This window comes from Pseudofrankia inefficax (assembly GCF_000166135.1).
Lineage (GTDB): Bacteria > Actinomycetota > Actinomycetes > Frankiales > Frankiaceae > Pseudofrankia > Pseudofrankia inefficax.
On sequence record NC_014666.1, the window covers coordinates 8079655 to 8103845 of the forward strand.

Here is a 24191-nt window from a genome sequence, read left to right on the forward strand (position 1 = left end):
GCGCGACGGCACCTGGAATGCGCGATGCGGTCAGGTCGTGGCCGGGGTCGCGAGGTGGGCGAGGGCCCAGTCGAGGGCGTAGTCCGCGACGTTCTCCCAGCCCTCCTGGCCAATGGTGAAGTGGGCGCGGCCGGGGAATTCCCGGTAGTCGGTGACCGCCGCGGATCTGCGGTAATGCCTGGACGCCGACCGGTCGACGGAGGCGGGGACGGTGTGGTCCGCGCCGCCGGCGATCAGGAGCAGGGGGGCGCGGTCGTCGTTGCCGAAGTCGACCTGGGTGGGCGCGTGTGGGTTGAAGTTGGCGAACGCGCCCTGGAAGAGCACGCGGCCCGGGCCGGGCACCGCATAGCGCTCGTACGCCGCCCGGGCCCCGTCCTCGGTCATCGCGTTGGCGAAGGCGTACCGGAACTCCTCGAAGGTCAGCGCGACCGAGCGGTGGGCGTTGGCCGGGTTCTTCAGGACGGGGAACGCCGATCGCAGCTGCGCGAGCGGGAGCCGGGTGATGCCCTTGACGGCGGCGGCGTCGATCGCCACGCCGGCGGCGCCGAGGCCGCGGTCGAGCAGGATCTCCGTGAACGCGCCACCGAAGGAGTGGCCCATGATGATCGGCGGGGTGTCCAGCTCGCGGATGATGGCGTCGTAATGGTCGACGATCTCCTCGATGCCGAGATGGTCCACGACACTCGGGTCGGCGCGCAGTTGCTCGACGCCCGTGTCCATGCCGGGCCAGGCCGGCGCCAGGACCCGGTGGCCGCGGGCGCGGTACCGGTCGATCCAGTGCTCCCAGCTCAGCGGTGTCATCCACAGGCCGTGGATCAGCACGATCGTCTGGGTCGGGTCGGTGTTCATCGGTGCTCCTCCTGTCACGTGGTTGTGATGAGGCCGCCGCCGATCACCCAGTTCGCTCCGGTGACGTTGGCGGTGAAGTTCAGCTGCAAGGTCGCCTCGAAATCGCCGTCCCGGACGCCGAGGAATCCGCCGATCCGGCTCCAGGTCCATGCGCAGCAAGTTAGGCGTTTCGGTGCGCGAGTCGCTTCAGCACGATGACTGCACCGACGACGTAGGAATGCGGGCGCGACCGCCGTCCGGCGGCATTGAAATCATGGTGCCCGCTTCGGGGGACCGTTCCCTTTCGCAGTCGAATGACGCAAGCCGTCCGTCAGTCCGCTGTCTACCGTCTACGAGGACAGGTGATCATTAGGTCGATCCCCGATTTGGAGGCCGGCCGACAATCCGACGGGAAGGTGCGCCCATGTCGGGTCGCGACGTCCTCGCCGCTCCCTCCGGCGACGTGTCCGCGAAGACGGCGGAACCGGCGGCGCGGTCGCGCCGGGTCAGGTCGGGCGGCGAAAGACGACCGATCGTGCTGGTCCTCGGCAGCGACCTGACCCGCCCGGCCGGAACACGGGTGCGCCCCCGCGACGGTGCGCGCCGCGGCCCGGCGGCTACCGGAGCGGCCCGCACCGTCGCCGGCCGGCCCGCCGCCCCGGACGAAGGCCGTCACTTCCCGCCGACGCCGAACATGCTCGCCGCCGGCCGAAGCCGGGCGGCGTACGAAGGCGACCCGGGCGACTTCCTGGACCTGTTTCCCACCGGCCCCGGCCGGTGGGGCCTCGTCCTTGGCGACGTCTGCGGCCACGATGCCAAGGCCGCCGGCCTCGCGGCGTGGGCGCGCACGACCGTCCGCCAGGCAGCCGGCCCCGGCCAGGGCCCGCGCGGCGTCCTCGGGCTGCTCAACACGGGCCTGCTCCGCCAGGCGCCGGACGACGAACGTTTCCTCACCGCCGTCTACCTCGACCTGCGACCGGCGCGAGACGGCTGTCGCGCCGTTCTGTGCTCGGCCGGCCATCTACCCGCTCTGATCCGCCGCCGGGACGGCACCCTCCACGAGGCCGGCACCGGCGGCATCGTCCTCGGGGTGACCGCCGACCCTCGGCTCACCGAGACGTCGCTGTTCCTCGAACCCGGCGACACGGTCCTGCTCTACACCGACGGCGTGACCGAGGCCTGCCGCGGCGGCGAGCGGTACGGCGAACAGAGACTGCGCCAGCTACTGTCCCGCGTCGGCCATCGCCAGCCCGACGTCCTCGCGCGGACCATCGAACGCACCGCCCTGGAGTTCGGCGACCGCGACCATCGCGACGACATCACCGTCGCCGTCCTGCGGATCACCTGACCTCCGCGGCGAGGGAGGGCGACCGGGGGAGGTAGCAGGGCGCCGACTCCGTCGCGCCTCGCCGATCAGACGTTGTCGAGGCGGGTGGCGAGCTGGTTTCGGGACGTTATGTCGAGCTTGGGGAACAGGCGGTAGAGGTGCGAGCCCACCGTCCGAGGGGACAGGTAGAGACGTTCGCCGATCTCCTTGTTCGACAGGCCCTCCGCGGCCAGCCGGGCGATCTGCATCTCCTGCGCGGTGAGCACGCTGACCGGGGAGGCCGCGCCGGCCGTGGTCCGTTCGCCGGCGGCGCGCAGTTCCGTCCGCGCCTGCTCGGCCCAGGACCTCGCGCCGATCAGTTCGAACGTCCTGAGCGCGGACCGCAGCGGAACGCGGGCCTCGCTGGCCCGCCGCTGGCGGCGCAGCCAGGCGCCGTAGGCGAACTCCAGGCGGGATCTGGCCCAGGGCCAGCGGACCAGGTCCTGGCGCAGCGCGTCGGTGAACCGGGCCTCGGCCTCGTCGTCGGGGGCGAGGACGGCGCGCGCGTAGGAGAGGTGGATGTGCAGGGTCGTCGACGGCGTCGTCGTGGCGGTGTCCTCCAGCTCGGCGATGACGGCCTCGGCGTCGGCTCGCTGGTCGGCGTGCACGGCGGCCTCGGCGAGGCACATGATCCCGTGGAACCGCTCGGTGGCGTGGTAGGCGGAGTCATGCGGGTCGAACAGGCGGCGCAGCTCGTGGTAGGCGCGGCTGTGCTGCCCGGCGCTGAGCCAGCCGTACCCGCGGGCGAGCTGCACGCAGGCCAGCAGGTTGTTCAGCCGGCGGTTGCCCGCGTCCCGCTCGGCGTCGTCGGCCATCTTCTGGGCACGGTCGTTGTCGCCGCCCAGGGCGATGGCCATCGCCGCGAGCGTGCGCGTTCCCGTGTCCCAGATGGGCTGGCCGGTGTCCTGGGCGAGGCGTGCCGCGTCCTCCAGGGCGAAGTCCGCCCGCTGCCACTCACCGAGCTCGATCCGGTCGACGGCGCCCATGGTCAGGACGTGGGACAGCAGGCCGAGCCGGCCCTGTTCGCGCAGCTTCGACTCGGCCCGGTCCAGGAAGTCCAAGGCCCGGTCCGCCATCCCGATGGCATGGGCGGCCATCCCGAGCAGCCGCAGCGCGTCGGCGTCCACGACGGTCTCCACCGCGATCCGCGTCAGCTTCGCCGCCACCGGCACCGCGCGCAGCAGCGGCTCGGAGACCGCGAGCGCCGCGAGATACCGCGGGTCGTGGTCGGCGCCGACCAGCTCCTCGGTGACGGCCGCGACCCGCGCACGGGCGAGCGGGCCGGTGTCGGCCCACCAGCAGCGCAGGGCAGCGCCCAGCAGAAGGTTCAGCGCCAGATCGTTGTTGCCGGAACGCGCGGAGCGCCGGGCGATGTCACACAGCTCGAACACCCGGGTGGCGTCGCCGGGGATGCCGTCGTTGAAGATCTCGCGGAGCCATTCCATCCGGGCTCGGTCCAGCTCGGAGAGGCTGTTGCGGCTGGCCGCGGTCAGCAGCCGGTTGACGAGGTCTGCGCGGCCGAGGCCGAAGCTCAGCTCGGCGGCCAGCAGCAGCCGGCGGCCTCTCGTCGGCGCGGCGGTGCTCAGCGCGGCCGACCGCTCCAGCGCCGCGATCGCCTCGGTGACCGAGCCGCGCCGCAGGCTCGTCAGGTGCGCGGCCTCCAGCTCGTCGGCGACCTCGTCGTGCGGCCCGACGACCCCGTGCGCCCGGTGCCAGGTGCGGCGGTAGGGCTCGTCGACGAGTACCTCGGCGAGTGCGGCGTGGGCCGACTGGCGGCGGTGGACCGACTCCGTCTGCAGGATGCCGGACCGGACCAGCGGGTGGCGGAAACGGATGCTGTGCGCGTCGAGGTAGATCAGGCCGGCGTCGACGGCGGCGGTGAGCGCGTCCACGTCCGTCGGCTGCCCGGCGAGGATCTCGGCCGCCGCGAGGATCTCGGCGATCCGGTTGTCGTAGTCGACCGAGGCGACGAGCAGCGCGTCACGTGTCTTCGCCGGCAGCGTCGTCACCCGGCCGGCGAAGCTGCGCTCCAGCCGGGCGCTCAGCGGCAGGTACGGCGGGAGCACGTCCGAGATCGGGGTCTCGGCCGAGCGCCAGGCGGCGGGCAGCTCCACCAGCGCCAACGGGTTGCCGTCCGCCTCCCGCAGGATCCGCTCGCGGTCCACGGGCCGCAGGTCGGCCGCCGAGACGGCCAGGATCTCGCGGGCCGCCGCCTCATCGAGCCGGCCCAGATCCAGGTGACGCCGAGCCGAGGCGAGAAAGGGCCCGTGATGGCCCTTGCGCACGACGCCGACGATGAGGATCGGGTCGTTGGAGACCCTGCGGGCCAGGAAGGCGAGGACCTCGTGGCTGGGCGCGTCCAACCACTGGACGTCGTCGACGAGCATGACCAGCGGAACCCGCGCCGAGGCGTGCGTGAGCAGGTTGAGTGCCGCCAACGAGATCAGGAACGGCTCCGGCGGTGGGCCGTCCTCGACTCCGAGCGCCGAGAGCAGGGCCCGTCGCTGCCCGCCGGGAAGGACGTCCGCGTCGGCCACGAACGGGCTCAGCAGCTGGTGCATCCCCGCGAAGGGAAGCTGAGCCTCGGCCTCCATGCCGACGACCTCGAGGACCCGCCACCCGGCCGCCGCGGCGTGGGTCGCAGTCGCCTGCAGCAGGCTCGACTTGCCGATGCCGGCGTCGCCGAGCAGGACCAGGGAGTCGCCGTGGTCAGCGACGCCGCCAACCGCTTCGGCCAGGGCGCGCAGCTCGGTCTCCCGGCCGAAGAGCCTGCTCGTCTCGGTCACCACACCACCTTCGACATCGTCACAAGTCTGGCCCAGGTCAGCAGTGCGCGAGTTCCACGCGGGCCAGCTGCGCCCAGGTGATCGCGCCGAGGCCGCCGAGAACCTGGTGGGAGTGGCGCAGCCAGCCGCGGGCGTCCTCGCACCGGCCGGCCCGGCGCAGCCAGGTGCCGTAGGCGAGCTCGATGCGTGCCCGCACCCAGGGCCACTGGCTCAGGTCGTCGTCGAGGGCCGCCCGGAACTGCGCCTCCGCGTCGGCGGGCCGCGCGAGCACGGCGCGGGCGTACCGAAGCTGGACGTGCAGCAGCGGGGACGGCGTCACCGCGGCGACGCGTTCCAGGTCCGCGAGCACGGCCAGGGCGTCCTCGCGGCGCCCGACCAGCACGGCCGCCTCCGCGAGGAACATCACCGCGTCGAACCGCTCGCGCTGGTGATAGCTCGCCGAGTCGGGGTCGAACAGCGCCCGGTAGGCGTCGTAGGCGGCCTCGTAGCGGCCCTCGGTGAACCACGCGATGCCGCGCGCCAGCTGCACGCAGGACAGCAGGTCGTTCAGCCGCTGCTGGTTGGCCGCGAGCTCCGCCTGGCCGGCCAGGTCCAGGGCGCGCTCCGCGTCCCCCCGCAGTGCCTGGGCCCGCGCGTCGCAGACCAGGGTTCCGGTCGTCCAGATGGGCTGCCCGGTGTCCTCGGCCAGGCGGCGGCCCTCGGCGGCGGCCGCCGCGGCCCGGTCCCAGCTCCCGAGCTCCAGCCGGACGACGACCTGCATGCTCAGCACGTGCGCGAGCAGCCCGAGGCGGCCCTGGTCCCGCAGCAGGGTCTCGGCGCGGTCGAGCAGCTCGGCCGCCCGCGGGCTGTCGCCGATCGCGTGCGCGGCCATCCCGAGCAGCCGCAGAGACGCCGGATCGTCGACGATGTCGATCACGACGCGGTCCAGCAGCCGCGTGACCTCCGCGCCCTGAAGGACGGGCTCGGCGACGGCGAGAGCCGCGATGAACCTCGGATCGCCGGACTGGCCCGGCAACGTCGCGAGGACCTCGGTGACACGAGCCCTGGCGGCCGGCCCGGTGTCGGCCCACCAGCAGCGCATTCCGGCACCCAGCAGCAGGTTGAGCGCCAGGCTGACGTCGCCGGCCTGGGCCGAGCGTCGAGCGACGTCACAGAGCTCGAACACGCGGGTCGCGTCGCCGGGTATCCCGTCGTGGAAGATCTCGCGGAGCCACTGCGTCCGGGCCCAGTCGAGCTCGTCGAGGTCGTTGCGGACGGCGGCCTTGATGAGCCGGCTGACAAGGTCCGCGCGCCCCAGGCCGAACGCGTGCTCGGCGGCCACGAGCAGCCGGTGGCCGCGCCGGGCCGGACCGGTGGTCAGCTGCGCGGCCCGCTCCAGCGTCGCGATGGCCGACATGACCGCGCCCCGCTTCAACGAGACGGCCGCGGCCGCGTCGAGGCCGTCGGCGATGTCGTCATCCGGGCCGACGACCGACTGCGCCCGGTGCCAGGTCTGCCGGTACGGCTCGTCGACCAGGACCCGTGCCAGCGCGGCGTTCGCGGACTGTCTGCGCCCCAGCGGCTCGGACTGCAGGACACCCGATCGCACCAGCGGGTGCCGGAACTCCACGCAGCGGCCGGACACGCGCAGCAGCCCCGCCCCGACCGCCGGATCCAGCACCTCCGCGGAGACCGGCCCCTGACTGAGCACGGCCGTCGCCGCGAGGATCTCCGACACCGTGTTCTCGCCGTCGACCGCGGCCACCAGCACGGCATCCCGGGTCTGGGCCGGCAGGTCCGTGATCCGGCCGCCGAACGCCCGCTCCAGCCGCGCGGACAGGCTCAGCGGCGCTCCCTCGAAGGGAGCGCCGCCGGACAGCCGCCAGGACTCGGGCAGTTCGAGCAGGGCCAGCGGGTTCCCGGCCGACTCCCGCAGGATGCGACGCCGGTCGGGCATCGGCAGGTCGCCCGCATGACGACCGAGGATGTGCTCGGCCGAGGCGTCGTCCAGGCCGGTGACCACCAGCTCGCGCAGGCCCACCGCGAGGAACGGGCCAGGGTGGCCAGTCCGCGCCGCCCCGACGACCACCAACCCGGCCTGCGCCGACCGCCTGGCCAGGAACGCCAGCACCTCATGCGTCTGCGGGTCGAGCCACTGCACGTCGTCCGCGATCAGCGCCACCCGGGCCCCGTCCGCGAGCGAGGTCACCAGGCTCAGGACGGCACGCGCGATCAGGAACCCCTCCGGCCTCGGGCCGTCGGACATGCCGAACGCCGAGAGCAGCGCGTCGCGCTCCGCGGCCGGCACCCCGTCCAGGCTCCGCAGGACGGGCTGGAGGAGCTGATGCAGACCGGCGAACGGCAGCTGCGCCTCCGCCTCCACCCCCACGGTCGTCAGAACGCGGCAGCGACGGGCCCGTGCTCGGCGTTCCAGCTCACCCAGCAGCGCCGACTTGCCGATTCCCGCCTCGCCGACCAGGACGAGCGCGCCGCCCCGCGACGAGGTGCCATCGAGCACCTCGTCCAGCACCGCGAGCTCGCGTTCCCTGCCGGTCAGAGCGGACATAGCCATCGACGGCCCTGTCATGTCGGCATGCCCACCTTTCCTACCGTCGCCGCTGAGATCAGCCGAAGGTAGTAAATGATCACGGTGGGCGGCTTCAGTCATCCGACTGCACCTGCCCTCGGCTGCGGCGGGGCGTCACCGGACGACGAGGACCGTCTTGCCCGGTGGCCGCGGGCCGCGGCCGCTCTCGAACGCCTCGCGGCCCTGGGCCAGCGGGTAGGTCCGCGCGACCACCGGGCGCAGCCTTCCGTCGTCGACCAGCGCGGCGAGGCGGTTGAGCTCGGTGCGGTCGGGCCGTACGACGAAGAAGATCGCCCGTACCCCGTAGCCGTCCGCCACCTCCGCGGACGGCGGCGCCCCCAGCGTGACGAGCCGGCCACCCGGACGCAGGACGCGATACGACCGGTCGAGCGTGCTCCCGCCGACGGTGTCGAGCACGACGTCCACGTCGGCGGTGACCTCGTCGAAGGCGGTGGCGGTGACGTCGATGAACGTCTCGGCGCCGAGTTCCCGCACGAACCGCTCATGCGCCGGCAGGTCGGTCGCCGTCACGTGTGCTCCCAGGATCGCCGCGAGCTGGACGCCGTAGACACCGACTCCGCCGGCGCCGCCGTGCACCAGCACCCGCTCGCCGGGCCGCAGCCCCGCGTGGTCGACAAGCGCCTGCCAGGCGGTGAGAGCGGCGAGCGGGAGCGCGGCGGCCTCGACGTGCGACGCCCGCGCGGGCTTGGCGCCGAGATCGGCCGCCGGCACGGCCACGTAATCCGCCGCGGCACCGTCCCGGTCAAAATCGATCAGGCCGAAGACCTCGTCGCCCACCGCCATCCCGTCGACGCCCGCGCCCACGGCGGCGACGACCCCCGACACCTCGTGCGACGGAATCATCGGGGTTCGATCGGCGCCGTTCCGGGTCGTCCACGACTGCTCCCAGGTGAGCTCGGCGAAGGTGATCGCCGCCGCGTGCACGGCGACAAGCACCTCCCCCGGCCCGGGCACCGGCCTCGGGGCCTTCTCGTAGACCAGCTCTTCCGCGCCGCCGCGCGCGTGGGCACGAAGCGCCATCATGACGTCCATCCGCACTCTCCTTTGTCTGTGCAATGTGTTGACGCGTCGGATTTCACGTCGGACCACCGCCGCGTCCCGTTTCCGGGACGCGGCGGCGAAACCACTCGGGTGACAGCTCACGCGACGCCGCGCGACGCGCTTTCGATGAGGCCCGTGACCGCGTCCGGCCGCGAAATGAGCACGGCATGCGACGCGTTCACCTCCGCCGTGTGCGCGCCCGCGCGTCGAGCCATGAACCGCTCCGTGGCCGGCGGGATCGCCTGGTCGGCGGATGCCACCAGATACCACGACGGGATCGTCTTCCACGCCGCCGACGTGGCGGACTCCTGTAGGGCGGAAAGCGTCACCGGGCGCTGGGACGCGGCCAGGACGGCCGCGGTCGTCGCCGGCAGGTCAGCCGCGAAGACCTGGGAGAACCGTGCGCTGTTGATATAGACGTCGACGCCGTCATCGCCACCGGTTCCGGCGAACGGCAGCGAGGTCACGGCGGTCGGCAGCGCGCTGCCCGGGTTCATTCCAATCAGCCCGAACGCACTCTCACCGACCGTGGGCGCGAAGGCGGCGACATAGACGAGGGCCTTCACGTTCGGCGCCGCCGCGGCGGCCTGGGTGATGACCGCGCCGCCGTACGAGTGGCCCACCAGGATCACCGGCCCGGGGATCGTGTGGAGCACGCTGTCGAGATAGGTCGCGTCGCTGGCCAGACCGCGCAGCGGGTTCGCGGGCGCCACGACCGGGTAGCCGGCACGCTGCAGACGCGTCACGACGCCACTCCAGCTGGACGCGTCCGCGAACGCACCGTGTACCAGGACAATGGTCGGCTTCGGCGGGCCGCCGTTCGGCTGCCCGGCATCCGCCCGCGGGGCGAGCACCATGAGCAGTACGCCGAGCACGGCCAGCGCACCCATCAGGCGCACCGGTCGCAGGGCGAACAGACGACGAAACGGCCGACTGACCGGACGGCCAGAGGACATGAACAGCCTCCCAAAATGGTCGCCAGAAGACGGCGAACGACCTACGGCTTTCCGGCAGGGAAAATCGAGCCCGGCCATGCGAATGCCAGGCAGCATTCCAGCTGAGCATCCGGTTCCCGTCCGCGCCGTAACCGCCGATACGCAGCAGGCTGGCAGGGGTGAAAGAGGAGTACAGGGCAAAGAATCAAAGTTCGTGGACCAGCACCGTGGCCATCACGCTAGACAGCGACACCCCGGCTGAGCTTGCGTCATCCGACTGCAATCCCCACACGAGTCACCAGAGCCCACCCGACGACCCGCGGAACCGGACTGTGACCGACGACGTCGAGGCTCGCGACAAGGGAGTCCCGGAACCCGGAGGACATACACCACCGAACGCGGCATGGACCCCGCCGAGGCGACCCTAAGTCGGCAGGACGGACGTCACTACACGCGAGGCGTTCATCCAGAACCTGCGGCAGGTCAAGTCCTTCACCGGCAGCGGCCTGATCGCTCCGGTCGACCTCTCCCAGCCCAAGCTCCCGACAACCTGCAAGACCTTCCTCCGAGTCGACCCGACCGGCCGCGACTTCGTCGCGGTATCGCCACCCGCCGCGCTGAACCACAACGGCTACTGGTGCGGCCAGCCGCTCCAGTGACGCCGAGGACCCCCGTCCCGCCTTCGCGGCCACCGCGGCCCGGGGGCCGAGGACCATCGACCGAGCTCGGCGCTTGCGACCTCACCGCGTTTTACGTTAGAGTTCATATCGAATCGTAATTTGGAGAGGGGGTGCCGTGCGGGACGAGCTGGCTCGTGGCCGGCCACGGGACCCCGGGATCGACGCGCGGGCGCTCGCCAGCGCCCGGGAGATCCTCGCCGAGGGCGGATTCGCGGCGACGACCGTGCAGGCCGTTGCCCGCCGCGCCGGAGTCGGCGCCTCGGCGATCTACCGGCGCTGGCCGTCGCGCGTCGCGCTCGTCGAGTCCGCTGTCTTCCCTGGGCCTGATGCTCTGAACCTGACCCACACCGGGGACATCGACGCCGACGTTCGCCGGCTGGTGGCCGCCTACTGTGGGCTGTTCGACTCGCCCGCGGCGCGAGCCGCCATCCCCGGTCTGTTCGCGGCCTACCAGTCCCAGCCAGACCGGCATCGCGTTGTGGTGGACCGGGTTGGCGAGGGTGTCCGACCCGCCTTCCGGGCCATGCTCGCCGCCGCCGCGCCGGGGAGCGTCGAGCCGGGCCTGGACCCGGACACCGTCCTGGACGTCCTGATCGGCGCCGCGCTGTACCGATCGTTCGTGCATCCCTTCACCGGGCGGGACAACCCACCGGATCGCATCGCCGAGTTCCTGCTGCGCGCACTGCGGCCCTGACCGGCGTCCGCGGCCGGCGGAATTCTCGATTGATTGTCACACGCACTGTGAATCGACGAATGCGTCGAGGCGGAGATGAGGGTCTGCATGCGAGCGGCGGTGCTGCGGGGTAGGCGGATAGAGGTCCGGGAAACCACGGATCCGGTGCCGGGCCCCGGCCAGATCCTCGTACGGACGTTGTCGTGCGCGATCTGCGCGTCCGACCTGCATTTCATGGACAACCCGGAGGGCGTGGCCGAGGACGACAGCGGTTTGTGGGACTACCACGAGGACCGCGACATCGTGATGGGTCACGAGTTCGTCGGCGAGATCGTCTCCTTCGGACCGGACACCGAGCAACGGCTGCCGGCCGGCACGCGGGTGACCAGCCTGCCAGTTCTCGTCGGGGCTGGACCGGTCCGCATCATTGGGTGCAGCCCGGAGGCGCCGGGAGGGTTCGGCGAGCTGATGCTGCTGACCGAATCGCTGGCCCGCGCGGTTCCCGACCACATTCCACCCGACCAGGTCGCGCTCGCGGACGCGTTCGCTGTCGGTGAGTACTACGTCCGGCGGGCGGCGCTCGACTCCCGCGACGTCCCCCTCGTGATCGGCGCGGGCGCGATAGGTCTGTCCGCCGTTGCCGCCCTGCGCCTACGCGGCGTCAGCCCGATTCTCGTGTCGGACTACAACACCGACCGGTTGGAGACGGCGCGCGTGCTAGGTGCCACCCACACGGTCAATCCGGCCGACGGGTCCCCGTACGACCTGTGGCGGGAGGTGGCGCTCGGCGGCGGTCCGGGCCGGCCCGCGTTCGGCGGCGCCGACCCGTCGGCACCGCGGTGTGTGGTGTTCGAGTTCGTCGGAAGGCCCGGTGTCCTCGACGGAATCATCCAGCAGTGCGAGCGTGGTACCCGCATCCTGACGGCGGGCGGCCCTCCGGAAGGCGACCACATCTCCTCCCTGGTGGCCAAGCGAAAAGGCGTCAACATCCAGTTCGGCGGTGGGCCGGACCGGAGGACTGGTACGGCACCCTGGACGCGATCTGCGCCGGCGAACTGGACGTGAGCCCGGTCATCGGGATGACGGTCGATCTGGACGGCGTCCCCGACGCCCTCCAGCTTGCCCGACGGGCCGACGGCCCGGCCCGCATCATGATCCGGCCCGCGGGCGGCAGGGGCGGGGAGGAAATCCGATGAGCGACACCGAACCGCTCGCGCAGCTGCGGGCGACCGTGGCCGCCCTCGGCGGGGGCCCCCGAGACGATGCGAGGGGTCGGCTCCATCGAGCTGTACGCCGAGCTCTACCGCTGACGTAGTCACCGCACCGGCCTGACGCTGCCGGCCGACGACGGATTCGTCAGACGATCACGCCCGTACCTCACGCGGCTGGGCTGCGCTCTGGCGACTGGTTCGGTAGCGGCCGGGACTAACGCAGCCCTCGGAAGGTCCGGCGCAGGTCGCTGACCCAGGCCTCAGGGTTCTCCCAGGGGATGAAGTGGCCGCCGTGCTCGTGAGCGTTGACGTTGACGTGGTTGCTCCAGGCGGCTTGCGGGCTGGCCTTGAACGCGCGGACGCGTTCGTCGGTGGTGTGGATGCCGGGTGGGTTCTCGTAGCTGACGAAGGTGAGGCCGACGGGGGCCTGCACCACCGGGACGCGGTCGTGGGCTGGGGTCCAGGGGTAGCGGTTGGCGTTGGCGTAGTAGCGCATCGATGTGGCGATGGAGTTGTTCGCCCAGTAGATCGTGGCGTGGGTGAGCAGGTCGTCCTTGGTGAAGACCGATTCAAGGTCGCCGCCGTTGTCGCTCCAGGCGTTCCAGCGTTCCAACAGCCAGGCGAGCAGTCCGGCGGGTGAGTCGCTCAGGCCGTGGGCGAGGGTGGCGCCGTCGAGCATGTGCACGGCGAGGTGGGACGCCGAGCGGCGGTCGCGCTCGATGATGCGGGCGCGGATGTCGGCGGGCTGGTCGTCGGTGAGGGGCTGCTTCTGGGCGAGGTCCCAGGCGCGCGGGCCGGTGAAGAAGTCGAGCGGCAGCCCGGAGGCGATGTGGATGCCGTAGAGCTCGTCGGGGTACTTGTGGCCCAGCTGGCTGCTGATAAGCCCGCCGATGTCGCAGCCGCCGGCCGCGTACTTCTCGTACCCCAGGGTCTCGGTCATCAGGGTGTGCCAGAGGTCGGCGACCTTCCAGAAGTTGACGTCGGGAAAGTCGGTGAGTGGGCCGGGGAAACCGAAGCCGGGCAGCGAGGGCACGAGAACGTCGAACGCGTCGGCGGGGTCGGCGCCGAACGCGCCCGGGTCGGCGAGCGGGTCGATCACCTTCGACCAGTGCCAGAACGTCCAAGGCCAGCCGTGGGTCAGAATCAACGGGATCGGGCGAGGCCCGCGGCCGGGCCTGCGCAGGAAGTGCACCGGGACACCGGAGACGTCCACCTGGTAGTGCTCGTAGGCGTTGATGGCCGCCTCGGCCCCGCGCCAGTCGTAGCCGTCCCGCCAGTAGGCGACAAGATCACCCAGATAGCTTTCCGGGACGCCGTAGAACCAGTCCGCATTCCCCTCGTCCAGTGGCGGACGGGTGAGTGTGAGACGGACACGGAGGTCATCGAGGACCTCGTCGGAGACGCGGATCGGGGTTGGCTCCAGGGGAAATCGGGTCATGTCATTCTCCTCGCCCGCGGTCGGGACCGCTCGACGGCTCGGTCGGTGCCTCGTGGGCGATGGCGACCAGCCGGGACAGGACTTCCTGGGCCTCGGCGAGCACAGCCCGGTCGTGGTCGTCCAGCCGGTCGGTCAACCGCTCCAGCCGCGCGACTCGGTCGGCGTGCCGGGACTGGACGACCGTCTCGCCGGCCGAGGTCAGCGAGAGCAGCGCCGCACGGCCGTCGCTCGGATCAGGCCGGCGGGATACCAGGCCGGCCGCCTGCAGTTTTGCGACCAGGCTGGTCAGAGCCGGCTGTTTGATCTGCTCGGTCGCCAACAGCTCGGTGAGCCGCATCGGCCCGCCACGCGAGAGGCTATGGAGCACCGACAGCGTCGAGAAGTTCAGTCTCTGCACCGACGCGAGCCGGATGAAGACCGTGTTGAAGTCCTCGATCACCGTCGCCAGGCGATCGACATCGAGCGATCTGCCTGTCGCTGATCGACCCACACCCCGACTATATCAATCTTCGATGTAAATCGTTGCGCGAGGAGCTGGACCTGGCCAGGCGGCACACGACCGTCCAGCACCGGCCGCGGACCGTCAGGGGGGCGGCGCGGTGTCGGCCTTCCATCCCCTAAAGGCCGCGAGCAGCTTGTCGCGCATGTCCGGTCGAAGCTCGTCCTGCTGGAGCGTGCCGGCCAGCCGGATGGTGTCGCGCATCTGCTCGACGTAGGCGTCGCAGCCGTCGCACAGGTCGAGGTGTTCGGTGAATCGCCGACGGGTGTCCGCGTCCAGCGCTCCTTCGAGATAGTCGGTGACGATCTCGACGAGCTCATCGCAGTCGATCTCCAGGCCGCGGGTCATGCCTGTGCCTCGTTCATGTAGTCCTCCAGCACCTGCCGCAGCCTGGCCCGCCCGCGGTGCAGCAGCACCCGCTGGTTGCCCGGTTCGATGTCGAGCAGCGCGCAGACCTCGTCCGCGTCCAGCCCCTGCACGTCGCGCAGGTGCACGACGGTGCGTTGCCGGGACGGCAGCGCGTCGAGGGCGGCGCGCAGCCGGGTGCGGACCTCGTGGGACAGCAGGGCCGACTCGGGCAGGTCCCAGGGCCGGGGCGCGGTCGCCCAGTGCCCCGGCCACTCGTCGCCGGGTGGGCGGAACCGGCTGGGGTTGACCGTCGGGCCGCTCTCGCCCTCGGGAAACGCGGTGCTGAACGGGACACTGCGGCGCTCGCGCGCGCCCCGGCTTCGGGCGAGATTGAGCAGGATGGCGAACACCCAGGTTCGTAGGCTGGACCGGCCCTCGAACCGGTCGAGGCCGGTCAGCACGGCCAGCCACGTCTCCTGTACGACCTCCTCAGCCACGGTCCGGCTAGGCACATGGCCCGCCGCGACCGCCAGCATCGCCGGTGCCATCCGGTCGACCAGGTCCGCGAAGGCCGCCTCGTCACCGGACCGCAGCGCCTGAACGACGCGGGCGTCCTCGGTGCTCGCAGCCGAGCTGGCCGGCGCAGTCCCTCGAACCTCCACGAAACGGAACCTAGGCGGCACCGGGCGGCACCACAATCTCCCGCGCCCACCGCGCCCAGGGAGTTTGGCCGGGCGCCCCGGCGCTCGCGGGAAACGGTCAGTCCAGAGGTTGTCGATGAGCAGGCGCTGCCTGATGACTGTCGCGCGCGCGACGTTGTGGGGTTCCGTGTAACGCCTGGCCTTCTGTGACGACTGTGCTGGCGTCCGAGTAGCGCGGTGACGGGGAGGCCCGGATGACGGGTGCGGAGATGGTCGTCGAAGCGGTGGCGGCCGACGAGGTCGCGGGCGGTGCGCCGTGGGAGGTCGTGATTGCCGACTGGGCGGCGCTGCCAGCACGGGAGCCCGTCCGGGCGGTGGTGGACGGCCTCGACCTGGTGGTGGTGCGTCTGCGCTCGGACAGTCCGGGAAGCGGGGCGGCGGGCGCGGACGGTGCCGATGGGGCTGACAGGGCCGATGGGGCTGACAGGGCCCACCTGGCTGATGGGGCGGTGGCGGTGTACGAGGGGCGGTGCCCGCACCGCGGCGCGCTCCTGGCCGACGGCCGGATCGAGGGGCACAGCATCGTGTGCGGCGTGCACGGCTGGGACTTCCGGCTGGACACCGGGGTGAGCGACTACGACCCTTCGCAGCGGCTGCACCGCTTGCCGGCCCGGGTGCGCGCGGACCGGATGGTCGTGGTCGACCGGCGCGAGCTGGACGCCTACCGGGCGGTGAAGCCGCAGACGGCGGTGACCGACGTGTACGCCCGGCTGTTCGCCGACCCTCATCAGGCCAGTGCGGAGGAGCCGTACGTCGGGGAGATCCACGAGCTGGCCGCGGACGGGCTGACCAGGCTCGGTCACCACGGCCGGACGGCGGCGATGGGCGTGCCACGGACCGAGCTGCCGAAATGGGAGGACCTGCAGATCCTCACCGCACAGCTGTCCCGGTTTCCGCTGCTGGACGACGAACCGGTCGGCACCGACGTGGTGATCGGGCCAGCAGCGGCGCGGCCGTTGCGGCTGGACATTCCGCTGTTCGTCTCCGACATGAGCTTCGGCGCGCTGTCCGCCGAGGCCAAGCGAGCGCTGGCTGCCGGCGCGGAGGCGGCCGGGACCGCGATCTGCTCGGGCGAGGGCGGGATGCTGCCGGAGGAGCAGCAGGCCTGCTCCCGCTACCTCTACGAGCTGGCGTCGGCGCGGTTCGGCTGGGACGAGGGGCACCTGGCGCAGGTGCAGGCGCTGCACCTCAAGCTCGGGCAGGGAGCGAAGACCGGCACCGGCGGGCACCTGCCAGGCCACAAGGTCACCGGCCGGATCGCGCAGGTCCGCGGGCTGCGGGAGGGCCAGCCGGCGATCTCGCCGGCTCGCTTCCGGGACTGGCGGTCGCTGGATGACGCCCGCGACCTGGTGAACCGGGTGCGCGAGGTCTCCGGGGGCATCCCGGTCGGGGTGAAGATGTCCGCGCAGCACGTGGAGTCCGACCTGGACGCCGCCCTGTCGCTTGGCGTGGACTACGTGATCCTCGACGGCCGGGGTGGCGGTACCGGTGCCGCACCGACGATCTTCCGGGACAACATCAGTGTGCCGTCGATGGCGGCGCTGGCCCGGGCCCGCCGCCATCTCGACCGGGTCGGCGCGGAGCAGGTCAGTCTGGTCGCGACCGGCGGACTGCGCCGGCCCGCGGACTTCGTCAAGGCACTCGCGCTGGGCGCGGACGCAGTGGCCGTGTCGAACTCCGCGCTGCAGGCCATCGGCTGCGTGGGGATGCGCGCCTGCCACACCGACAACTGCCCGATGGGCATCGCCACCCAGAAGCCACACCTGCGGGCCCGGCTGCCGGTCGAGCGGGCCGCCGGCCAGCTGACGCGGTTCCTGACCTCGTCGGTCGAGCTGATGGCGGTACTGGCCCGGGCGTGCGGCCACCGGCACCTGTCCGGGTTCAGCGCGGACGATCTGACGAGCTTCAAGCGGGACGTGGCCGATCTGGTCGGCGTGGCCTACGCCGGCGTCCGCTGACCCCCCGCTGCCGGGACCTACGCCGCTCCGTCGCACAGCCAACAACGACCGACAGGATCGTGGAGACCAGATGAGCGAGAACATCAGCCGGCACTCCGGTGTCGACGACACCTTCGTCCGTACCCGGGCGGCGCTGCACGCCGTCGCCGAGCACGTGCTGGCCGCCGCGCGGTACCGAGCCATCGGCCGCATCGGTCTGGTCGTCACCCCGGGTGGGTTCGGTACGCCGCCGTTCGGTGCCGAAGAGCGGGTCGTCGCGGTCGACGGCACCGACCTGGTCGTCAGGTCCGGCGGTACGGACGGGGCTTCGGCCGTGAGACGGGCGCCGCTGCGCACCCTGGCCGCGGCCGCGGCGCTCACCGGGCTGCCCGCGCCCGGAGGCCCGGCCGACGTCTACCACCTGAACACGCCGTGCGACCCGGACGCGGCGCTGGACGTCGACCCGGACGCGGCCCGCCGCATCGCCGACTGGTACGCGCTCGGCGACGCGGCGCTGCGCCAGTGGTGTGCCGAGATCCCTGCCGACGAACCCAGCGGCGTCACGCTCTGGCCCGAGCACGCTGACGTCGCGATCCGTGCCGCGGACATCAACTATGGCGCGTCGCCCGGCGACGATTACGTCTCCGAGCCCTACCTCTACGTCGGCCCGCCGGCGCCCCCGCCGCCAACCGAGGACGGGTTCTGGAACGCGCCCTTCGGGGCGTTCCTCACCTGGGACAAGGTGAGCTCCGTCGCCGACGCCGTCGACTTCTTCCGTCAGGGCCGCCAACTCGCCCGCCGCTGACGGCTGGCGGCGGGCGAGTCGGCGGCGACGGCCACGGAGGGCCCAGGGATGACGGCGTCGGTCAGCCGGCGAGGGTGCGCTCGAGGGCGAGCGGGTCGCCGAGGTAGAGCGAGCCAGCCCCCGCCGAGGCGTCGTCGGGCCAGATCACCGTCTGCCCGGCGGTGAGCCCGGCGACGATCCTTTCCGCGACGGTCTCGGGCGCGGCCTTGTCGGCGTCGACTCCGGCGAGCATGTCGGTGTCGATGCCGCCGGGGTAGGCACCGATGACCTCGACGCCCTTGCCCCGCAGCTCGGCCCGCAGCGACTGGGTGATCGAATGCGCGGCGGCCTTCGAGGCGCAGTAGCCCGCCATTCCTGCCACGGGCGCCAGCGCGATCAGGGTGAGCACGTTGACGATCGCGCCCGGGGCGTTCGTGGTCAGAACCGGGGCGAAGGCCTGGCTCACTCGCAGCAGACCGATGTAGTTGGTCAGCGCGTCACGCTGGAAGAGATCCAGGTCCGCGTCGAGGGCGGTGCCGAACCCGAGCACCCCGGCGTTGTTGACCAGCAGGGTGACGTCCGCCGCCGCCTTCGCCGCCGCGTCCACGCTCGCCTGGTCGGTCACGTCCAGGGCCAGCGTGCTGACCCGCGGGTGGCTGCTGACGACCGGGTCGACGGTGTGGGGGTCGCGCGCCGTGGCGTAGACCTTGCTGGCGCCGGCGTCCAGGAGGCGGTCAACCAGCCGGGCGCCCAGGCCTCGGTTGGCACCGGTCACCAGGGCGATGCTGCCGTCGACGTTCATGGTTCGCCTTCCGGTTGAAGTGTGGGACACGAAAACCGTATGGCGCAGATAGTCGGCAATCGATGCTAGAAAATCTCAGATTCTTGTCCAAACGTCTCACCGAACGATGCATCGGGTACCTATCGGTAGTGTGCGATCGTGGATCTGCTCGCCGACGTGCTGGACGTCGCCGGAGTGCGTGGCACCGTCGCCGCCACGGTGCACGCCGGTGACCCGTGGGGGCTGCGGCTGTTCGGGGTCCCAGGCGCCGCCTTCCACGCCGTGACCGCGGGCGCCGCCTGGCTGCGCCTCCCCGGAGAACCGCCGCTGCGGCTCATGCCGGGCGACGTGGTCCTCCTGCCGACCGGTTCCGAGCATGGGCTCGCGGGGGATCCCGCCGGTCCGCTGGAGCCCTTCGACCACGCCGCGTCGAAGGCCGCGCTCGCCGCCGGTGGCCGGCTCGACCTCGGACCACCCCCCGCGCGGACCAGGATCCTGTGCGCCTCCTACCGGCACGACCCGGCCGTCACCACCCCGCTGTTCACCCTGCTGCCCGAAGTCGTCCACGTGCCCGCGGGGGCGCCGGGAGCCGGCCTGCTCGCCGACACCGTCCGGTTGCTGTCCGGCGAGCTCGCCGAGCCCGGGCCAGCCAGCACCACGCTGCTCGACCGGCTCGTCGACGTGCTGCTCATCCAGGTCCTGCGAGCCTGGCTGCGCGCCGAACCCGCGTCGCCGTCGCTCTCCTGGCTGCGCGCCCTCAACGATCCGACCATCAGCGCGGCACTCACCGCGCTGCACGCCGACCCGGGCCGGGCCTGGACGCTGCCCGCGCTCGCCGACCACGTCGCCGTCTCCCGAGCCACCCTCGCCCGGCGCTTCCCCGGCCTCGTCGGCGAGACGCCGGCCGCCTACCTGACCCGCTGGCGCATGGACCTGGCGGCACGCCGCCTGCGCGACACCGACGACCCGATCGACACCGTCGCCCGTTCCGTCGGCTACACGTCGGAGTACGCGTTCTCCCGCGCCTTCTCCCGTGGCCGCGGCCTCCCGCCGGGCCGCTACCGGGCGCAGGCACGCGGGAAGATCACTTAAGCGGCTCCGTCCACCGGCGTGTAACGGTTGGCCACTGTCAGGGGACTTGGGTGGCGTCCACAGCTCGCACGACTGGGAGGCACCCGATGAGTGACACCGCGCCGGCCGCCCCGTCCAGGCTGGCCCGGCGGCTGGTGCCGTTGCAGGTCGCGGTGGGTCTGTCCGGCATGGTCCTATGGGTCCCCGTCGAGAAGCTGTTCATGACGCAGATCGGCTTCACGCCAGGAACGGTCGCGATCATGGCCGCCGCGTACGCCGCCGTCGTCCCGCTGCTGGAGGTGCCCTCGGGGATCCTCGCCGACCGCTGGAGCCGCAGCCGCCTCATGGTGTGCGCCAGCGTCGCGCTGCTCCTGAGCACGGTGCTGGGCGGTCTGAGCAGGAACGTGCCGACCTACATCGCCGCGGCCATGATCCTCGGTGTCTACTTCGCGCTCAGCTCCGGGACGGTGGACAGCATCGTCTACGACGCGGTGATGGAGGAGACCGGGTCGAGCGACGAGTACGAGACCTGGATCGGCCGCGTGAACATGGTCGAGAGCGGCTCGCTCGTGATCAGCGCCCTGGGTGGCGGCCTGATCGCCGGCTGGACCTCCGCGCGGGTGACCTACTTCGCCACGCTTCCGTTCGTGGCGGCGTCGGCTGTCGCGTTCCTGCGCTTCACCGAGCCGCGGCTGCACCGCGCCGCGGAGCCAGTACCGCTGCGCAGCCAGGTCGCCGTCACCTACCGCACGATGATCCGGATGCCGAAGGTGCGCCAGGTGATGCTCCTGTCAGCGCTGACCGCGATGCTCGCGCAGGCGGTGTTCGAGTTCGGCCCGCTGTGGCTCGTAGCGCTGGCCGCCCCAGCGGCGCTGTTCGGCCCGTACTGGGCAGCGGTCGTCTCCACCCTCGGCATCGGTGGCTATCTCACGGGCAAGCTGAACATGAGCAGCCGCGCCGTCGTGGCCGCACTCGCGCTGGCCACGCCAGCAGTCACCCTCGCTCTGACGCTGACCAGGTCACTCGCCGCGGTGATCGTCGCGCAGACTCTGCTGTCGCTCCTCCTCGCGATCATCAGCATCCGGGCGGGCAAGCTCCTGCACGACGGTGTTCCCGCGACGATCCGGGCCGGCGTGTCCTCAGGCGCCGGCACCCTGTCCTGGCTGCTTTTCCTGCCCTTCTCCCTGGTGTTCGGGTGGTTCGCGCACGCTCACGGAGTGCGCCCGGCCGGCTGGTTCCTGACCGGCGCGGCTCTCGTCGCGGCCTGGCTGCTCGTCGGCTCCGCCCGCCGCGACGCCGAGGGCGATCCTGCCTCGGTCATCACGATGCCGGCCGTCATCCCGCGGCCGGCCGATCGGTCAGCGGTGGGTTGTCGGGAGCTGCGGTAGCGGTGCCGGCGTGCACCGCCAGGAAACGGGCGGAGGCCACCTGCTGGGGAATGAAGTGGACGCGGCGGCCCGTGCGATCGTCGTCGCCCGGGATGCCCACGCTGGTCCATTCCACGGCGGCTCGTCCGAAGCCGGCTCGTTCGGCGCGACGCTCGCCACCAGCATCCAGGCTCCTCACTCGTCGGCCCGCGTCCGATGTCGGCTGGCCGATGGACGTCTCCGACCGGCCTCGATGCGTGTGAGGCTGGACCATCCGTCGCGAGGCCGGTTCCAGTGCCTCGCCCTGGGCGCCGGAGATCAGCCAATGACGTCGGTACAGAGCCTGAGTTCGCCAGCCCGGCTAGCCTCGCCGGAGGAGGGCATCTCCACCGACGAACTGGCCCTGGCCGCCCGTAACCACGGTCTGCCGCTGGAGGCGTTGCGGTACGACCTCACCCCGCCCGGCCTGCACTATCTCCTGATCCACTACGACATTCCGTTCGCGACTGACGCCGAGTGGATGGTCACGGTCACCGGGTCGGTTGCCCGGTCGTTGACGCTCGACATGGCCGCGATTCGGGAGCTGCCCCGCCGGACCGTGGCGGTCACGATGGAATGCGCTGGCAATGGTCGCGCCCGCCTGCACCCGAGGCCGGTGAGCCAGCCGTGGATGGTTGAGGCCGTCGGAACGGCGAACTGGACCGGTACCCCACTCGCCGGAGTTCTGGAGGCGGCCGGTGTGACGCCGGACGCGGTCGAGGTGGTCTTCACCGGTGCCGACCACGGCGTGGAGCGTGGTGTCGAGCAGGACTACCAGCGCAGCCTGTCATTGACGGATGCCATGGCCGATGACGTCCTGCTGTGCTACGAGATGAACGGCGAACCGCTGCTACCGCAGCACGGATTCCCGCTACGGCTGATCGTGCCGGGCTGGTACGGCATGGCACACGTCAAGTGGCTGCGGGACATCACCGTCGTCGACACGCCGTTCCAAGGCTTCCAACAGGTCACCGCTTATCGCCTTCGGCAGGAGCCAGACGAGGTCGGCGAACCGGTGACGCGAATCTTCCCCCGCGCGTTGCTGGTGCCACCTGGTTTTCCGGACTTCATGTCTCGGCGGAGATTCGCCAGACCGGGGCCGATCATGATCGAGGGACGGGCCTGGTCAGGCTGGGGCCCGGTCGTCTCCGTCGAGGTCAGCGCGGATGGCGGGGCGACCTGGGCACCGGCGACGATCGACGCGCATTCCGACGCAGCTGCCGACGGCGCCGCCGATCCGGTACGAAGGTGGGCCTGGCAGCGATGGACGTTCCTGTGGGACGCGACCCCCGGTGCTCATGAGCTGTGCGCTCGGGCGACCGACGGCACCGGGCGGGTGCAGCCTCTCGATGACCGCTGGAACAGGGGCGGTTTCGCGAACAACGCCGTCCAGCGTGTCCCCGTGACCGTCGAGTAGCCGGGGGCGCACGACTTCCCCGCCTGGTGGGTGTCATCTCCTCTGTCCAGTTGGAACCTCGGCGTCAGGCCTCGGCGCGGTCCTCGTCGGCAAGCCGGCGGGCGAGGGCGACGGTCTGCTTGTGGTCGGGCCGCAGACCGAGCACCGCCGCCAGGCCCTCGCGCAAGCCCCGCAGCCCGTCCTCGCCGAGGACGCCGACCAGCCGTCGCGTGTCGCGTTCACGCAGCTGGCGGGCGGCCAGAATCGCCCCTCCGGCCCGGGGAGTGATCACGAGGCGCACTCGCCGACGGTCGGCTTCGTCGATCGCGCGGTCGAGGTAACCGCGGGCGGCGAGGCTGTCGACGACCTTGCTGACCGCCTGCTTGCTCACCTCGAACAGGCCGGCCAGCTCCCCGACGGACGCGACGCCACCGTCAACCAGACGAAGGAGCTGCAGGTCGGACGGCCGCAGGTCGCCGTAGCCGCTCTCGGCGAGGGCCCCGGCGAGCCGCGCGCGCCACACCTGGCTCGCCGTCGCCAACGCGAGGCCCAGCTCCCAGTCGGTCGACGGCGTGCCGGAGGGACCCTCGCCGCTCGGGCATGGCTCAGCGGGGGCCGGTGTCACAGCCAGAGCATATCCGTCTCCGCCGGTTGACAGTCAACCTAGGTTGTCTATTCTCGGGCCATGCCTCCGCCCGTCGACGTCCAGTCCCCGCGAAGCCGGCGCCCACCGCGTGCCGCCCTCCTGACCGCCGTCGCGCTGCTCTGCGTCCTGGCCGGCTGCGGCTCGGGAGGAACTCCGGCGCGCGGGCTCACGACCACCGCCGCCAGCACGACCGGGCCGGGCTGCGCCTCGAGCCGACCGGCGACCGGGGCACAGACACTGCGGTACGACGGCCATGATCGCGCCTACCTGCTCAGCCTTCCGACCGGCTACGACGCGCGCCGCCCCTATCCGCTCGTCCTCGACTTCCACGGCGCTGGCGGCACCAAGGAAGCCCAGGAGGCGAACACCTTGATGGCGCGGACGGGCACAGCTCGCGGCTTCATCGTCGTCACCCCGGACGCACTGGGCGACCCGCGCAAGTGGAACGTCTTCGAGGCACCCGCCGCGGCCGACGACGTCGGCTTCGTCCACGCCCTCGTCGCCGAGCTGAATCAACACCTCTGCGTCGACCCCACCCGGATCTACGCGGCCGGACACTCCAACGGGTCCGCCTTCGCCGCGACACTCGTGTGCCAAACCCCCTACGTCTTCGCCGCCGTGGCCATGGTGTCCGCGACCACCCCCGCGGCCTGCCCGACCGGCGTGGCCCCGGCGACACTGGCGATCGCCGGCACAGCCGACCCGCAGGTGCCCTACGCCGGCGGAACAGTCCGCAGCACCACGACCCGCATCCCCGCTGCCACCGCGGTGGTCGACAGCTACGCCACCCGCTACGGATGCGCCCGGCCGCCTCACCACGACCGGCCCTTCCCCGAGGTCGAACGCCTCACCTATTCGGGCTGCGCCGACGGCGCCGCGGTCGTCCTCGACACGGTCAGCGGCGGCACCCACGCGTGGCCAGGCGGCCCAGCAGCCAACGGCGACAGCCCATCGGCCGCCGGCGAAAGCCAGGCCGGCAAATCCTTCCCGGCCACCGCTCAGATCCTCGACTTCTTCGCCTCGCACTCCCGAACCATGCGATGACCCGACTCGCTTTCCCGGACTTGACGCACAGTC

Annotated in this window: 20 protein-coding genes; 9 read left to right on the forward strand and 11 right to left on the reverse strand. The window is 71.9% G+C overall.

Going from position 1 to position 24191, the window contains the following annotated elements:
• Positions 1-30: 30 nt before the first annotated feature.
• Positions 31-849 carry an alpha/beta hydrolase gene (locus tag FRAEUI1C_RS32830; RefSeq protein ID WP_013427690.1) on the reverse strand — a complete coding sequence of 273 codons (819 nt, stop codon included), beginning with the start codon at positions 847-849 and terminating at the stop codon, positions 31-33.
• Positions 850-1252: 403 nt separating this feature from the next.
• Here FRAEUI1C_RS32830 and FRAEUI1C_RS32835 point away from each other — a divergent pair, with 403 nt between their 5' ends.
• Positions 1253-2176 carry a PP2C family protein-serine/threonine phosphatase gene (locus FRAEUI1C_RS32835; RefSeq protein ID WP_013427691.1) on the forward strand — a complete coding sequence of 308 codons (924 nt, stop codon included), beginning with the start codon at positions 1253-1255 and terminating at the stop codon, positions 2174-2176.
• Positions 2177-2241: 65 nt separating this feature from the next.
• Here FRAEUI1C_RS32835 and FRAEUI1C_RS32840 read toward each other — a convergent pair whose 3' ends face one another.
• The 4 genes from FRAEUI1C_RS32840 to FRAEUI1C_RS32855 form a co-directional block, all read right to left on the reverse strand.
• Entirely contained in the window at positions 2242-4980 is a 2739-nt protein-coding gene (locus FRAEUI1C_RS32840; RefSeq protein ID WP_013427692.1) for a helix-turn-helix transcriptional regulator, read from the reverse strand.
• 37 nt (positions 4981-5017) lie between these two features.
• Positions 5018-7531 carry an ATP-binding protein gene (locus FRAEUI1C_RS32845; RefSeq protein ID WP_198318670.1) on the reverse strand — a complete coding sequence of 838 codons (2514 nt, stop codon included), beginning with the start codon at positions 7529-7531 and terminating at the stop codon, positions 5018-5020.
• Between the two features lie 129 nt (positions 7532-7660).
• Complete coding sequence (locus tag FRAEUI1C_RS32850; protein ID WP_013427694.1) at positions 7661-8599, reverse strand: NADP-dependent oxidoreductase; 939 nt, start codon at positions 8597-8599, stop codon at positions 7661-7663.
• Positions 8600-8706: 107 nt separating this feature from the next.
• A complete protein-coding gene (locus tag FRAEUI1C_RS32855) occupies positions 8707-9498 on the reverse strand; it encodes an alpha/beta fold hydrolase (protein WP_049807054.1) in 792 nt (263 codons plus the stop codon).
• Between the two features lie 840 nt (positions 9499-10338).
• Here FRAEUI1C_RS32855 and FRAEUI1C_RS32860 point away from each other — a divergent pair.
• The gene (locus tag FRAEUI1C_RS32860) at positions 10339-10917 is read left to right on the forward strand and encodes a TetR/AcrR family transcriptional regulator (protein WP_013427696.1); all 579 of its coding nucleotides are present in this window, start codon (positions 10339-10341) and stop codon (positions 10915-10917) included.
• Between the two features lie 87 nt (positions 10918-11004).
• Complete coding sequence (locus FRAEUI1C_RS32865) at positions 11005-11961, forward strand: alcohol dehydrogenase catalytic domain-containing protein (RefSeq protein WP_232425204.1); 957 nt, start codon at positions 11005-11007, stop codon at positions 11959-11961.
• 360 nt (positions 11962-12321) lie between these two features.
• Here the strand turns inward: FRAEUI1C_RS32865 and FRAEUI1C_RS32870 are convergent, their stop codons facing one another.
• From FRAEUI1C_RS32870 to FRAEUI1C_RS32885, 4 genes are all read right to left on the reverse strand, one after another.
• Positions 12322-13545 (reverse strand): epoxide hydrolase family protein, encoded by a 1224-nt coding sequence (locus FRAEUI1C_RS32870; RefSeq protein WP_013427697.1) that lies wholly within the window; start codon positions 13543-13545, stop codon positions 12322-12324.
• 1 nt (position 13546) lies between these two features.
• Positions 13547-14035, reverse strand: coding sequence for a MarR family winged helix-turn-helix transcriptional regulator (locus tag FRAEUI1C_RS32875; protein ID WP_041259803.1), 489 nt, complete (start codon positions 14033-14035; stop codon positions 13547-13549).
• Positions 14036-14128: 93 nt separating this feature from the next.
• Positions 14129-14392, reverse strand: a complete 264-nt coding sequence (locus FRAEUI1C_RS32880) for an anti-sigma factor family protein (RefSeq protein WP_013427699.1) — start codon at positions 14390-14392, stop codon at positions 14129-14131.
• The gene (locus FRAEUI1C_RS32885) at positions 14389-15054 is read right to left on the reverse strand and encodes an RNA polymerase sigma factor (protein WP_013427700.1); all 666 of its coding nucleotides are present in this window, start codon (positions 15052-15054) and stop codon (positions 14389-14391) included. Before FRAEUI1C_RS32885 ends, FRAEUI1C_RS32880 begins: the two co-directional genes overlap by 4 nt.
• Before the next feature lie 233 nt (positions 15055-15287).
• On the opposite strand from FRAEUI1C_RS32885, the gene FRAEUI1C_RS32890 reads away from it, so the two are divergent.
• Complete coding sequence (locus FRAEUI1C_RS32890) at positions 15288-17051, forward strand: glutamate synthase-related protein (RefSeq protein ID WP_013427701.1); 1764 nt, start codon at positions 15288-15290, stop codon at positions 17049-17051.
• A 70-nt stretch (positions 17052-17121) separates the two neighbouring features.
• A complete protein-coding gene (locus FRAEUI1C_RS32895) occupies positions 17122-17835 on the forward strand; it encodes a hypothetical protein (protein ID WP_013427702.1) in 714 nt (237 codons plus the stop codon).
• A 61-nt stretch (positions 17836-17896) separates the two neighbouring features.
• Here the strand turns inward: FRAEUI1C_RS32895 and FRAEUI1C_RS32900 are convergent, their stop codons facing one another.
• Entirely contained in the window at positions 17897-18616 is a 720-nt protein-coding gene (locus tag FRAEUI1C_RS32900) for an SDR family NAD(P)-dependent oxidoreductase (RefSeq protein ID WP_013427703.1), read from the reverse strand.
• A 138-nt stretch (positions 18617-18754) separates the two neighbouring features.
• Between FRAEUI1C_RS32900 and FRAEUI1C_RS32905 the strand changes: the two genes are divergently transcribed.
• From FRAEUI1C_RS32905 to FRAEUI1C_RS32915, 3 genes are all read left to right on the forward strand, one after another.
• Entirely contained in the window at positions 18755-19687 is a 933-nt protein-coding gene (locus tag FRAEUI1C_RS32905; protein WP_013427704.1) for an AraC family transcriptional regulator, read from the forward strand.
• A gap of 86 nt (positions 19688-19773) precedes the next feature.
• Complete coding sequence (locus FRAEUI1C_RS32910; protein ID WP_013427705.1) at positions 19774-21054, forward strand: MFS transporter; 1281 nt, start codon at positions 19774-19776, stop codon at positions 21052-21054.
• Between the two features lie 304 nt (positions 21055-21358).
• Positions 21359-22489 (forward strand): sulfite oxidase, encoded by a 1131-nt coding sequence (locus FRAEUI1C_RS32915; RefSeq protein WP_013427707.1) that lies wholly within the window; start codon positions 21359-21361, stop codon positions 22487-22489.
• Positions 22490-22553: 64 nt separating this feature from the next.
• On the opposite strand, the gene FRAEUI1C_RS32920 is transcribed toward FRAEUI1C_RS32915, so the two are convergent.
• Complete coding sequence (locus FRAEUI1C_RS32920) at positions 22554-23093, reverse strand: MarR family winged helix-turn-helix transcriptional regulator (RefSeq protein WP_013427708.1); 540 nt, start codon at positions 23091-23093, stop codon at positions 22554-22556.
• Between the two features lie 60 nt (positions 23094-23153).
• On the opposite strand from FRAEUI1C_RS32920, the gene FRAEUI1C_RS32925 reads away from it, so the two are divergent.
• A complete protein-coding gene (locus FRAEUI1C_RS32925) occupies positions 23154-24158 on the forward strand; it encodes a CE1 family esterase (RefSeq protein ID WP_013427709.1) in 1005 nt (334 codons plus the stop codon).
• The last annotated feature ends 33 nt before the right edge of the window (positions 24159-24191 follow it).